This is a genomic window from Gemmatimonadota bacterium (assembly GCA_021295815.1).
Taxonomy (GTDB): domain Bacteria; phylum Gemmatimonadota; class Gemmatimonadetes; order Longimicrobiales; family Gaopeijiaceae; genus JAGWBQ01.
On record JAGWBQ010000006.1, the window covers coordinates 586 to 13,886 of the forward strand.

Annotated in this window: 9 protein-coding genes and 2 rRNA genes (1 of these 11 running past the window's edge); all 11 read left to right on the forward strand. The window is 65.5% G+C overall.

Translation table 11 applies throughout. The annotated features are described in order from the left end of the window. Positions 1–350, forward strand: a 23S ribosomal RNA gene (locus J4G12_03145); its annotated part reaches 585 nt to the left of the window's first position; the annotation flags it as partial. 114 nt (positions 351–464) lie between these two features. After that, a 5S ribosomal RNA gene (gene rrf / locus J4G12_03150) occupies positions 465–581 on the forward strand. A 121-nt stretch (positions 582–702) separates the two neighbouring features. Beyond that, positions 703–1,815, forward strand: a complete 1,113-nt coding sequence (locus tag J4G12_03155; protein ID MCE2454804.1) for a hypothetical protein — start codon at positions 703–705, stop codon at positions 1,813–1,815. An 85-nt stretch (positions 1,816–1,900) separates the two neighbouring features. Beyond that, positions 1,901–3,014, forward strand: a protein-coding gene (gene prfB, locus J4G12_03160) for a peptide chain release factor 2 (GenBank protein MCE2454805.1) whose coding sequence is annotated in 2 segments (ribosomal slippage) — positions 1,901–1,960 and positions 1,962–3,014 — 1,113 coding nt in all. Because the reading frame shifts where the segments join, the coding sequence is not laid out codon by codon here. Further along, positions 3,007–4,635 carry a lysine--tRNA ligase gene (gene lysS / locus J4G12_03165; GenBank protein ID MCE2454806.1) on the forward strand — a complete coding sequence of 543 codons (1,629 nt, stop codon included), beginning with the start codon at positions 3,007–3,009 and terminating at the stop codon, positions 4,633–4,635. The genes prfB and lysS overlap by 8 nt, the downstream gene beginning before the upstream one ends. A gap of 10 nt (positions 4,636–4,645) precedes the next feature. Next, entirely contained in the window at positions 4,646–5,908 is a 1,263-nt protein-coding gene (locus J4G12_03170) for an ABC transporter permease (protein ID MCE2454807.1), read from the forward strand. Continuing rightward, positions 5,901–6,659 (forward strand): ABC transporter ATP-binding protein, encoded by a 759-nt coding sequence (locus J4G12_03175; GenBank protein MCE2454808.1) that lies wholly within the window; start codon positions 5,901–5,903, stop codon positions 6,657–6,659. Before J4G12_03170 ends, J4G12_03175 begins: the two co-directional genes overlap by 8 nt. 98 nt (positions 6,660–6,757) lie before the next feature. Next, positions 6,758–7,201, forward strand: coding sequence for a UvrB/UvrC motif-containing protein (locus J4G12_03180; GenBank protein MCE2454809.1), 444 nt, complete (start codon positions 6,758–6,760; stop codon positions 7,199–7,201). Beyond that, entirely contained in the window at positions 7,198–8,313 is a 1,116-nt protein-coding gene (locus J4G12_03185) for a protein arginine kinase (GenBank protein ID MCE2454810.1), read from the forward strand. Before J4G12_03180 ends, J4G12_03185 begins: the two co-directional genes overlap by 4 nt. After that, a complete protein-coding gene (locus J4G12_03190) occupies positions 8,310–10,790 on the forward strand; it encodes an ATP-dependent Clp protease ATP-binding subunit (GenBank protein ID MCE2454811.1) in 2,481 nt (826 codons plus the stop codon). Before J4G12_03185 ends, J4G12_03190 begins: the two co-directional genes overlap by 4 nt. A gap of 1 nt (position 10,791) precedes the next feature. Further along, positions 10,792–13,242 carry an outer membrane protein assembly factor BamA gene (gene bamA, locus J4G12_03195; GenBank protein ID MCE2454812.1) on the forward strand — a complete coding sequence of 817 codons (2,451 nt, stop codon included), beginning with the start codon at positions 10,792–10,794 and terminating at the stop codon, positions 13,240–13,242. Positions 13,243–13,301 lie beyond the last annotated feature (59 nt).

Genomic DNA, 13,301 nt, shown 5'->3' on the forward strand with positions numbered 1-13,301 from the left:
CGCCCGTTAAAGCGGTACATGAGCTGGGTTCAGAACGTCGTGAGACAGTTCGGTCTGTATCCGTCGTGGGCGTTGGAGTATTGAGGAGAGCCTTCCCTAGTACGAGAGGACCGGGAAGGACTGACCACTAGTGTACCGGTTGTCGCGCCAGCGGCATGGCCGGGTAGCTACGTCGGGACGGGATAACCGCTGAAAGCATCTAAGCGGGAAGCCCCCTTCGAGATTAATACTCCCGTGGGTCTTCGGACCCAGCGAAGGGCCGTACGAGACGAGTACGTCGATAGGCGGCAGGTCGAAGCGTGGCGACACGTGAAGCCGAGCCGTACTAATCGCCCGATAGACTTGACCGGCGCCGCCGTTCACACCAACAGCCGTCACCTTGCGTGGCTCTCGTCAACACTCTCAACCTCGATCTGCCTACGACGACGCGGCCTCGCGCCGACGTTGCCTGGGCATTCGAAAAGGTCGGCGACAATAGCGTAGAGGACACACACGTTCCCATCTCGAACACGCCCGTTAAGCTCTACAGCGCGGATGGTACTGCCGGGGCCGCCCGGTGGGAGAGTACGTCGTCGCCGACCCCCTTTTCTTGAAGGCCCGCTGCGGTTGACCATCGACCGAGGCGGGCCTTTTGCGATCGAGCTTACCTGCCGGACCCAGGGCTTCACCTGTTAGATTCCGGTCATGACCCCGGATTCGACAATGGCATCGCCCGGACGCGACCGATCGCGGCGTGGACTCAGGGACGGCCGACGATGGCTCGAACCCCTGCGGAAGCGGCGTCGGTACGCGTCCGGCGGCAACCGGCGGCGGACGATCTCCGTCGCGACAGGGTGCGCGATCCGCGCTCTCGTCGTCGCGTGCGTTCTTTCGGTCTGCCCTTTCGGATCGGTTCCGCTCACCGGTCAGGAGGAGGCACCCGACGTTCCCGAAGGTGCGCTTTTTCTCCTTCTGCCCGTTGGCGCGCGGGCGATCTCGCTCGGCCGAGCCATGACCGCGATGGAAGGGCGAGAGGCGGTTTTTTGGAATCCCGCCGGCCTGCGTGCGCAAGACGGCACCGAGATCGTGTTCTATCGGGGCGACAATGTGGCGGGGGAGGGCACCACGGTGTCTTTGGTCAGGTCCCAGGAGAACTGGTTGCAACTCGGATTTTCCTACCATCTGAACGACGTCGGCGATCAGGACTTGACCGACGAGCGCGGAAACCACATAGGCAGACTCAGCACCCGGAACCATCTCGGAATCGCCACGGTTGCGGGCAGGCTCGGCCGTCTGGCCGTAGGAGCCAACCTCAAGGTGGTTCGTTTCCAGATCGAATGCCGCGGCGCCTCGTGTCCGGATGTGGGCAGCTCCTCGAGCAGCTTCGCCGTCGACCTGGGTGTCAGCGGTACCCCGGTCCGGTCGCTCCGGCTCGCGGCGATGGTCGCGCACGTGGGCGGCAATCGGCGGGTGGGAGAGACCGAGGAGCGCGAACGGCTTCCGGGCAGGCTCCGCGTCGCCGCCGCTCTCGACGTGACCGGACTGTTTGACGCCGAAGACGCCGTGACCGGGGTGCTGGCCGTCGAGCTTCAGGAGAGACTGGCGGACCTTGGGAACGCCGAACTCTACGTCGGAAGCGAGGTGGCTGTCGGTCGCGAAGACGCACTTGCGATCCGGGCGGGGTACGTGATAGGGGATCAGGCGCGCGCGGGAGCGCGGGTCGGCCTCGGACTGAGCTATGACCGGGTCGATCTCTCGATCGCGAAATCTCTGGCGACTTCGGCGGTACGGATCGGAACCGAGCCGGTTCACGTTACCTTCTCCGTCGGTTTCTGAAGGCCCCGCGCCGGCCCCCGACCGTTACGGAATCTCCGGGTCGGTCTTCCACCACGCGACACCAAGGACAAGGCACAAGGACATGATGGACAAGGAAGGTACGCACACGCTCTCCGAACTGCGCGAGCGCGTTTCGGCGCTCAGGAGGCATCTTTGACCTCGACAAGCTCGAAGCGGAGCTCGCCGCTCTCCGCGAGGAAATGTCGAGGTCGGGTTTCTGGGACGATCGGCGGCACGCCCGCGACGTAACCCGAGAGGCGAGCTCGCTCTCGGAGTGGATCGATCCCTGGCACGAGCTCGACGAGGCGGTCGGCGATCTGGAGGAGCTGGACGAACTTCTGGGCGAGGAGGAGGACGAGGAGCTGTCCGCCGAGCTCGAAGAGGGGCTGTCCGCGCAGTCGCGTGTCGTTTCCGAGCTAGAGCTTCGCAACATGCTCCGAGGTCCCGACGACCACCGCGACGCCATCGTGACCATCAATCCAGGCGCCGGCGGTCTCGAGTCTCAGGACTGGGCCGAGATGCTCATGCGCACCTACACGCGCTGGGCCGAGCGTCGCGGCTACGAGGTGGAACCCCTCGACGTCCAATCCGCAGACGAAGGGGGTATCAAGAGCGCAAGCCTGGAAATCGCCGGCGCCGGCGCTTACGGCTTCCTCCGGGCCGAGGCCGGCGTCCACCGGTTGGTGCGGATCTCGCCTTTCGACGCCCAATCCCGGCGTCACACCTCGTTCGCTAGCGTATTCGTCTATCCCGAGGTCGATGACAGCATCAGGGTCGACATCGACGAGCGCGATCTGCGCATCGACACCTACCGGGCTTCAGGAGCGGGAGGACAGCACGTGAACAAGACCGATTCCGCAGTGAGGATCACCCACGAACCGACGGGCATCGTCGTGGCCTGCCAGCAGGAAAGGTCCCAGCACAAGAACAAGGCCACGGCCATGAAGATGCTGCGAGCGGCTCTCTACCAGCACGCGGTTCAGGCACAGGAGAAGGAGCGCGCCGCTCTGGAGGCCGAAAAGACCGATATCGGGTGGGGCAGCCAGATCCGTTCCTACGTCTTCCACCCGTATACCATGGTTAACGACCACCGAACCGGTCTCAAGGTGCCGGACGTGCACGGCGTGCTCGACGGCGATCTCGACCGCCTGATCGAGGCGTACCTCAAGACCGCCGGCCGAGAGGCGTCCCGTGGCTAGAGGCGCGGCCTTGAGCGACGCCAGGCGAGCCAAGCTGGATCGCCTGAAGGAGCTCGGCGTCGAACCCTTCGCCTACAACTACTCGCGCACGCACGGACTCGGCGAGATCGTGGCCGGATACCGCGAGGCGGAGCGGAACGACGAGCTCGACGACGATCTCGGCTGGAGGCGGGTCCGCGTCGGCGGTCGGGTGGTCGCCCGTCGCGATCACGGAAGCAGCGTCTTCATGAACATCGCCGACGACTGGCGGAGCCCCGGCGGGACCACCCTCCAGATCTATTTCCAGAAGAAGCTGCTCTCGACCCGGCTCCACTCCGGGGCGAACCGGGATGGGGATCTGTTTTCGCTCCTCGCGCTGCTCGACACGGGCGACTGGATCGGCGTCGAAGGCCAGGTTTTCCGCACCCGCATGGGGGAAATCTCCGTCCGGGCCGAGGACTGGACTCTGCTTACCAAGGCGGTGAATCCGCTGCCGCTCGGCAAGGTCGGCGGCAAGGGTAAGGAGGACCTCGGCGCAACGGACGCCGCAGGGGACCGCGAAGAAGGTTCCGAGCCCGCCGACCCGCACGCCGAACGAAGACGCTTCTCGGGCCTGAGCGACAGAGAGACCCGTCTCCGCCTGCGCTCGGCGGATCTCGCCGTCCATCCCGAAGTGCGAGAGGTCTTCCGCATCCGAGCGCGGGCGATCACCGCGATCCGCTCGTTTCTCGACGGCGAAGGCTTCCTGGAGGTCGAGACCCCGGTCCTCCAGCCCCTCTACGGCGGCGCCTCCGCACGCCCCTTCGTCACCCGCCACCACGCGCTGGACCGGAGGATGTACCTGCGCATCGCGGACGAACTCTACCTGAAACGGCTCATGGTCGGAGGCCTCGACCGGGTCTACGAGATCGCGAAGGACTTTCGGAACGAGGGCCTTTCGCGCCTGCACAACCCGGAGTTCACCATGCTCGAGTGGTATCAGGCGTTCAGCGACTACCGCGACCAGATGCGCATGGTGGAGCGCCTGCTCCAGTCAACCGCGCTCGCCGTCAAAGGTTCGCTCGAATTCGAGACGGGCGGCGACACCATCTCGTTCCGGCCTCCTTTCGGACGGATCCCGCTCCTGGGATCCCTCGGAGAACGGCTTGGAGAGGAGGTGGCCGGTCTCGACGACTCCGAACTCCGCGAACGGGCGATCCGGGCCGGGATCGGCGGACTCCGGGGGGCGGGCCGCGGTAAGATCATCGACAAGCTCTTCGGCGCGTTGGTGGAGCCCGACCTCACCCAACCCACCTTCGTGACGGACCATCCTCGCGAGCTCTCGCCGCTGGCCAAACGCCATCGGACGGACGACGCTCTCACCGAACGCTTCGAGCTCTACGTCCGCGGAGCCGAGCTTGCCAACGCCTTCTCGGAGCTCAACGACCCCGACGAACAGCGACGGCGTTTTCGAGATCAGACGGCGCTTCGGGAAGCGGGAGACGAGGAGGCGCAGCAGCTCGACGAGGACTACCTCCGGGCGCTCGAGTGGGGGATGCCGCCCACTGGTGGAGTCGGCCTCGGAATCGACCGTCTCGTCATGCTGCTCTCCGACCGCCCCTCGATCCGCGACGTGATCCTCTTTCCGATACTCCGAGACTGAGGCGCCCCGGTTGACCTCCTCCGTGCTCTGGTTCGTCGCCCGCAGACACCTTGCAGGCGGAAGATCCACCGTCCTGCTCTCGCTGATCTCGTGGATCACGCTCGCCGGCGTCACTCTCGGGGTCTCGTCGCTGGTGGTGGTGACCGCGGTGATGACCGGCATGCAGCAGGACTTGCGCAACAAGCTTCTCGAAGCCGCCCCCCACGTTCTCGTGCGCCAGCTCGGCACCTCGCTCCGCCTCGAAGACTGGCCCATGGTGACGGACTCGGCCATGGCGAACGAGTCGGTGGTCGGAGCGGCCCCTTTCGTGCTTTCCGAGGTCACGATGATCCGCAGGGGAGAGAGGGGCAACTACTCCCAGTCGGCATCTCTCTTCGGGGTCTCGCCCGAGGAGATCCGAGGCGCGGCCACGGGCATCGAAGAGGACATCCTCGACGGCATCCACGACCTCGCGCCTCCCGAGTCCGGGCTGCCCCCTCTCCTCCTGGGCCTGGGCGTCGCCGACCGCATGCAGCTCTTCCCGGGGGATACCGTGATCGTGGCCTCGTGGGAGAACCTTCGGACCGATCTCATGGTGTTCCTCAGACCGACCATGAAGCAGTTCGAGGTGACGGGCACCTTCTCGACCGGCATGTACGACTACGACGTCGGCTACGTCTACACCACGATCGACGACGCCCGCGAACTGATCGGGATTTCCGACTCGACCTCGGCGAGCGGCGTGGGCGTGAAGGTCGCCGATCCGGCCCTCGCGGCCGGTGTGGCGGTCGAACTCGCCGAACGGCTTCCCTTCGACTATGTGGTCCAGTCCTGGGAGCAGACCAATCGCGCCCTCTTCAGCGCCCTCAAGCTCGAGAAGATCGCGATGGGAGTCATCCTCTTCCTGATCGTGCTCGTCGCCGCCTTCAATATCGTCAGCACTCTGGTGATGGTGGTCGCCGACCGACGCCGCGAGATCGGCATACTGCGCGCGATGGGAATGCGCGGGATCGACGTCACGAGGATCTTCGTCATCCAGGGACTGGGGATCGGGATCACCGGCACGGCGCTCGGCGCCGCCCTCGGAGTTTCGGTCTCCCTGCTGATCGAACGATTCGAGCTCATCCGCATCCCTCCCGAGGTCTACTTCGTGGATCACCTGCCGGTCTCCATCCAGGCGGGGGACCTGGCCTGGATCGTGGGAGCCAGCGTCGCCGTCTCGATCCTGGCCACCATCTATCCCGCGACGCAGGCCGCGCGCATGGCCCCGGTCGACGCCATACGCCATGACTGAACCCCCTAGCGAACACCCGGTCCTCCGGTCGGCTCCGGACCGGCCGCCTCCCGACCGGCCCGCCCCGCTTCCGCTGTGGGCACGCGGACTCGCACGGACCTTCGTCGGCGGCGACGGTTCGCCGCTGACCGTGCTCGCCGGGGTGGATCTTGCGGTCGAGGAGGGGGAGATGGTCGCGGTCATCGGAGCGAGCGGTTCCGGCAAATCCACCCTCCTGCACCTGCTCGGCGGTCTCGACCGCCCCACGGCGGGCGAAGTCGAGGTGAACGGCATCTCGTTCTCGGCCGCCTCGGACGACGAGCTCTCCGGGCTGCGCAACCGCGAGATCGGCTTCGTGTTCCAGTTCCACCACCTGCTCCGGGGCTTCAGCGCCCTCGACAACGTGATGATGCCCGCGCTGGTGGCGGGCCGCACGCGGCCTGAGGCGGTCGAAGCGGCCATGGAGCTTCTCGAAGAGGTCGGCGTAAGCGCGCGCGCGTCCCATCTCCCGGGACAGCTCTCGGGCGGCGAACAGCAGAGGGTGGCGGTGGCCAGGGCGCTCGTCAACGAGCCCTCGCTCCTGATCGCCGACGAGCCTTCGGGCAATCTCGACGACGAATCGAGCAGGCGGTTACACGCACTCGTCTCCCGGGCGCGCGAGGGCCGGAGGTTGGCGGTGGTGGTGGCCACCCACAACATGGAGCTCGCCGCGCGCTCGAACAGGGTCCTGACCGTGAGCGGCGGAGGGCTCCAACCGGGCGAGCGGGTGTAACCGGGGATTACGCGCCGGAAGCGCCTGCGAACCCTTCTTCTCCGAGCATGTCCAACCGAAGTTGCGAACAGTGTGGCTCAGAGGACGAACTCGTCCATTTGACGCAGATAGTCAACGACGAGTCCTCCAAGCATCTCCTATGCGAGGAGTGCGCGGCGATGAGAGTGCTTTCGGCGCCCGACCACAAGACCACCCTCCAAGGGATGCTCGATCAACTGCTCAGCGTCGATCCGGCGGGTCAGGCGGGCGTTTCTCCGGTCTGCCGCTTCTGCGGACTCTCGTTCGGCGGATTCCGATCCAGCGGGCAGCTCGGTTGCCCGGAGTGCTATCGGACTTTCGATGATCGCATCCGATCGATCGTCGACCGCGTTCACGGAGCGACGCGCCACGTGGGCAAGATCCATCTCCCACCCGATCCTTCGCGTCCCGACCTCGTCATGCTCGTCGACGGACTGAAGCGCAAGCTGGAGTCGGCGGTGCGCGCCGAGGACTTCGAAAGAGCCGCCGAAATCCGAGACCGGCTTCACGAAATCGTCCCATGACGGTCACCCCCGCCGATTTTCGATCCTATCCCGACTGCGGACTCGACTGGCTCGACCCCGGCGGCGACGATGCCGACATCGTTCTCTCGACCCGGGTCAGGCTCGCGCGCAACATCCAGGGTCACCGCTTCGTGGCTCACGCCGCGGTCTCCGAGCTGGGGAACGTCCTCGAGAAGTACCTGCGCGCCGTCTCCGATTCTCGGGCGTTCGCCGCCGGCCTCGCTTTCGAGATCGACCGAATGGACTCGGTCACCCAGAGAGTCCTGCTCGAACGACGGCTCGTCAGCAAGGAGCTGATCGGCGGCAGCGAGGAGGCCCGTGTCCTCCATCTCGCGTCCGGGGCGCCCGTCAGCGTCATGGTCAACGAGGAGGATCACCTTCGATTGCAGAGCATCACTTCGGGATTTCGCGTCGGAAGGGCTTGGATGGCGGTCGACAGGCTCGACGACGAGCTGGGCGGAGCGCTCCCCTTCGCTTTCGACTCCGAATTCGGGTACCTGACCGCTTGCCCGACCAACGTCGGGACGGGCATGCGCGCCTCGGTCTTCATGCACCTGCCCGGACTCGTGCTCACCCGCGAGATAGGCAAGGTGCTCAAGGGCCTCATGGAGGTCGGCGTCGCCTTCCGCGGCCTCTACGGAGAGGGTTCGGAGGTGATCGGAAACTTCTTCCAGATATCCAACGAGCGCACCCTGGGAAAAAACGAGGAAGATCTCCTCGCCGATCTCGAAGGCCGGGTCCGCCACGTGATCCGCTGCGAGCGCGACGCTCGCGAGATATTGCTGAGGGATGCGCGCTCGATCACCGAAGACAAGGTGTGGAGAGCCTTCGGTCTTCTGCGCCACGCCCGCGCCCTGGAGTTCGAGGAACTCATGAGCCTGCTCTCGGGCGTGCGGCTCGGCGTTTCTCTAGAACTGCTTCCGCCGATAGGTGTATATACGCTCAACAAGATGATGATCCTGACGCAGCCCGCGCACTTGGAGTATTCGGCGGGCTCCGGTCTGAAACGATCGCGGATGGAGGCTGAGTGCGCCTCCTATGTCAGGGCCGCGCTGGCTGCGGACTTGAACGGTGACTCCCAGGGGCAGGGGGATAGGCGACCTAGCCGATGAGCTTCAATTTCACTGACAGGGTACGGAAGGTGATGGACCTCGCCAAGGAGGAAGCCATGCGCCTTCGTCACGACTATGTCGGCACGGAACACATCCTGCTGGGGCTCGTCCAGGAGGGTGAAGGCGTGGCCGCCGCCATATTGAGTCGTCTGAACGTCGATCTCGATCAGGTCCATTCCCGGGTCGAGGAGTCGGTGCGCAAGGGCAAGGCGAGTCTTCCGTCGGGCGAGCTGCTCCACACTTCGCGGGCCAAGAAGGTGCTCGAGTACTCGATGGCGGAGGCCCGGGCGCTCTCCCACAACTATGTCGGCACGGAACACATCCTGCTGGGGCTTCTCCGAGAAGAGAAGGGCATGGCGGCTCAGGCCCTCAACTCGCTCGGCGTGGCTCTCGATGAAGCCAGGGCCGAAACCCGCAAGATTCTGGGCTCGGAAAAGGGACAGGCCCCGGCGGGGATCGGCGGCGGCGCTCCCGGTCTCGACATCCCGCGGCGTAGCGGAAAGAAGACGAAGACCCCCGCCCTCGATCATTTCTGCCGCGACCTCACCCAGCTCGCTCGCAACGGACGGCTCGATCCGACAATAGGTCGCGAGAACGAGATGGAAAGGATCGTGGAGATCCTCTGCCGGCGCAAGAAGAACAACCCGGTCCTCATCGGCGAACCGGGCGTGGGCAAGACGGCCATTGTCGAAGGGCTCGCGCAGAAGATCGCCCGCGGAGAGATAACGGACGGCCTCCGCGACCATCGCGTCCTCGCGCTCGACATGGCGGCGGTGGTCGCCGGTACGAAGTATCGAGGCCAATTCGAGGAGCGGCTCAAGTCGGTCATGAGCGAAATCGAACGACTGCGGACCGTCGTGCTCTTCATCGACGAGATGCACACGCTTGTGGGCGCGGGCGCCGCCGAAGGCGCGATCGATGCCTCCAACATGCTCAAGCCCGCCCTCGCGCGGGGCGAGCTCCAGTGCATCGGGGCCTCGACCCTGACCGAGTATCGCAAGTACGTCGAACGGGACGGAGCCCTGGAGCGGCGTTTCCAGCCGGTGACCGTCGAACCGCCCAGCGTGGAGGAGACCTTGGAGATCCTCAAGGGGCTCCGGCACCACTACGAGGATCACCATCGGGTCAAGATCCCGGACGATGTCCTCCACAGCGCCGCAAGACTCTCCGACCGCTACATCTCCGACCGTTACCTGCCCGACAAGGCGATCGACGTGATCGACGAGGCCTGTGCCAGGGCCCGCATCGCGGGACAGGTGCCCCCGCCGGAGGTCGACGAGCTGACCGAGCGGCTCGGCAGGATCGCGCGGCGCAAGGAGTCGGCGATAGGGGATCAGGATTTCGAGCAGGCCGCCGAGCTCAGGGACCGCGAGCGAGCGGTCGCCGGCGAGATCAGAGCCCTCACGGAGACGTGGGAGGCGGAGAGGGAGAACTTCCGGCCCGAGCTTACGGAGGAGGCCGTAGGCTTCATCGTGGGAAGATGGACCGGAATCCCCGTCACGCGCATCGGGCAGGACGAGTCCGAAAGGCTCGTGCGAATGGAGGAGGAGCTCGCCCGTCGAGTCGTGGGCCAGGACGACGCCATCGCGGCGGTCTCCCGGGCGATCCGCCGGAGCAGGGCGGGCCTCAAGGATCCCCTACGCCCGATAGGCTCGTTCATCTTCTCCGGACCCACCGGGGTGGGGAAGACCGAGCTGGCGCGCACACTAGCTCGATTCCTGTTCGACGACGAACAGGCCCTGATCCGGGTGGACATGAGCGAGTTCATGGAGAAGTTCTCCGTGTCTCGCCTGATCGGAGCTCCTCCGGGATACGTCGGTTACGAGGATTCCGGAACCCTCACCAAGCTCGTGCGCCGGCGCCCCTACTCGGTGGTGCTCCTCGACGAGATCGAGAAGGCCCACCCGGATGTCTTCAACATTCTCCTCCAGGTACTCGACGAAGGTCACCTGACGGACAATTACGGACGTGTGATCAACTTCGCGAACACCGTCATCATCATGACCTCGAACCTGGGAGCCCGCGACATCTCGAAGGGACCGGGACTCGGTTTCCAGAAGAGCGACGCAGGCGAAGGCTACGGAACGATGAAGGCGCAGGTGAGCAGGGAGATCGAGCGGGTGTTCAATCCAGAGTTCCTCAACCGCGTCGACGACGTGATCGTCTTCCACGCTCTCCTCGCGGAGGACCTTCGCAAGATCGTCGACATCCTCCTGGGCGAGGTTCGGGAACGGCTGGCGGAGAGCGGAGTCGGCATCGCGCTCAACGAGGAAGCGGTCGCTTTTCTGGCCGAGGAAGGCCATGGGCGCAAGTTCGGAGCCCGCCCGCTGCGGAGGGCCATACAACGCCTTCTCGAAGATCCCCTCTCCGACATGATGCTGAGAGGAGAGTTCGCGGAGGGTGACGAGATAAGGGTAGATCTCGATCCGGAAGGCGGACTTCTGCGCCTGCGACGATCGTCGCCGACGACGACCTGAAGTGACGAACGTTCGAGTGCGGCGTCCCGGTGTGGCTGCGGCCGGTGGACGGGCGGCGATCGTCGCCCTCCTTCTGGCATCCCTGGGTTTCGCCGGAGGTGCGGCGTCGCCGGTCTCGGGCCAGGAGGCGCGCAGTCCGGTGCGGGTCGATTCCATATCGGTGACCGGCAACAGCCAGCGCGTCGAGGCCCAGTCGGTAGTGGCCGTCTTCGGCGTCCAACCCGGCCAGATGATCACCGCGCGCGACGTTCGGCGTGGGATAAAGGCCTTGCTCGCCACAGGGCTCTTTCGCGACATCGTCGTCCGGGCGTCGGGCACGTCCAGCGCCCATCTCACCATCGAGGTGAGCGAGCGTCCGGTGATCGCGAGCGTGCAGATCGTCGGGCTCGAACACGGCACATCGGCCAGGGAGGTGCGCGACACGATCGGCATCAACCCCGGAGCCGCCTACAATCCGCAGCGCATTCTCGACGCCAGGCGCTTCATCCTGGCGGAGCTTGCCGAAGACGGCATTCCCTTCGCCGGCATAGTCGAACGCACGCTCTCCGTCGGAGAGGACACCACCCAGCTCAGCGTGGTCATCGAGGTCACCGAGGGACAGCGCGTCACCGTGGCCGAGGTGGTCTTCGAGGGCAACGAACGCTTCAGCGACGCAGAGCTCGTCGACGCGATGGCATCGAAACCCGAAGGCTTCTGGTGGTTCCGACAGGGGAGCTTCGAGGAGGCGGATTTCGCCCTCGATCTGGAAGAGAGACTGCCGCAGTTCTACGCATCGATGGGCCACCTCGACTTTCGGGTGCTCGGCGACACCATCGTCGTCGATCCCGCGACCGGGAAATCCAGAGTGGTCGTCGAAGTGGAAGAAGGCCCCAGCTACACGCTCGGCGAGTTCAGAGTCGAGGGCAACCGGGCCTTCACGACCGAGGAACTCGAAGGGCTTCTGCGCACCACAGAGGGCGGAATACTCTCGGTGATCGGTCTCGGTGGCGGCGAGGGGGGCGAGGTGGTCGGACAGACCTTCGACGCCATGGCCTTCGGCGAGGCGCTCGCCACGGTCGAGGAGCTCTACCGCAACGAGGGATACCTGAACGTAAACGTCATTCCCACCGTGGACAAGGCGCCGGCCGAGAACGGCGAGGATCCGACGGTCAGCGCGTCCTGGATCGTCAACGAGGGTCAGCCGGCGGTGATCAGCCGGGTGTCCATCGCCGGCAACGACTACACGCACGAGTGGGTCATTCGCAACCAGCTCTTCGTGCTGCCGGGAGACGTCTACAGCCAGGACCGCCTCCTGCGCAGCTACCAGAACATCTCGGCGCTCGGCTTCTTCGAGGCCCCGCTGCCCGTTCCCGAGATGCAGGAGGACCAGAACGGCGACGTCAACATCACCTTCCGAGTGGTCGAAAAGAGCACCGGTTCCATCAACTTCGGAACCTCGGTGGGTGGCGGCTACGGTCTGTCGGGTTTCATCGGCTACCAGCAACCCAACCTGTTCGGTCAGGCCAAGTCCGGCGACCTGCGCTGGGATTTCGGCAGGTACATCAACAGCTTCGAGGCCACCTATACCGATCCGGCGTTCCTGCAGAGCCTGGTGTCGGGATCGATCTCCCTCTTCAACTCCCGAGACCGCTTCTTCCAGTTCGCCTCCGGCCGCCGTCGTCGGATCGGAGCGAGCACCCGCTTCGGATTTCCCTGGCCCAATTCGCGCGTGACCCGGGTTTTCGCCGGCTACGGACTCTCCCGGACCCGTTACGAGCTCTTCCAGGACGTCGACGACACCTCGCTCTTCGGACGGCCACCGGGAATTCAAAGCCAGCTCACCCTGGGCGTGACCCGTCAGACGCACGACCATCCCATCTTCCCAACGGTCGGCTCGCGGCAGAACGTGAGCGCCGAGATCAACGGAGGACCGCTCGGGGGCGACGGCAACTTCCTCCGCGTGCTCACCGACGCGAACTGGTGGGTGCCGGTGGGCGGCGGCATGATGGAGGCCGGCGGCGGCGGATTGCGCATGGCGCTGGGCGTCACCCTCAGGGCGGGCGCGGTGTTCGGCGACGCCGAGGCCTTTCCTTTCGACCGCTTCTGGATGGGAGGCGTGCAGTTCGGCCAGCAATTGCGCGGCTACGACGAGACCTCGATCACGCCCTTGGGCTATTACGGAAAAGGCGCCGCCGGAATCTCCGCCATCGACAGGCTGGGCGACGCCTACTACAGCATGACGGCCGAATACGCCTTCCGGCTCGGCGGACAGATCGGCGTCTCGGTCTTCTTCGACGCCGGCAACGTATGGCGCGGTCCGTCCGATTTCGACCTCACCCGGCTCTACCGAGGCGCCGGAGTCGGTCTCTCGCTGGTGACGCCTCTGGGTCCGATCGGGATCGACTACGCTTATGGATTCGACAAGACCGTACCCGGCTTCCAACTTCACCTCAAGATGGGTCAGGGCTTCTGACCGCTCGACCCAAGGGACCGGATGGCGCTCGGGCTCGCCGTACGCCGGAGTTCGGCCCG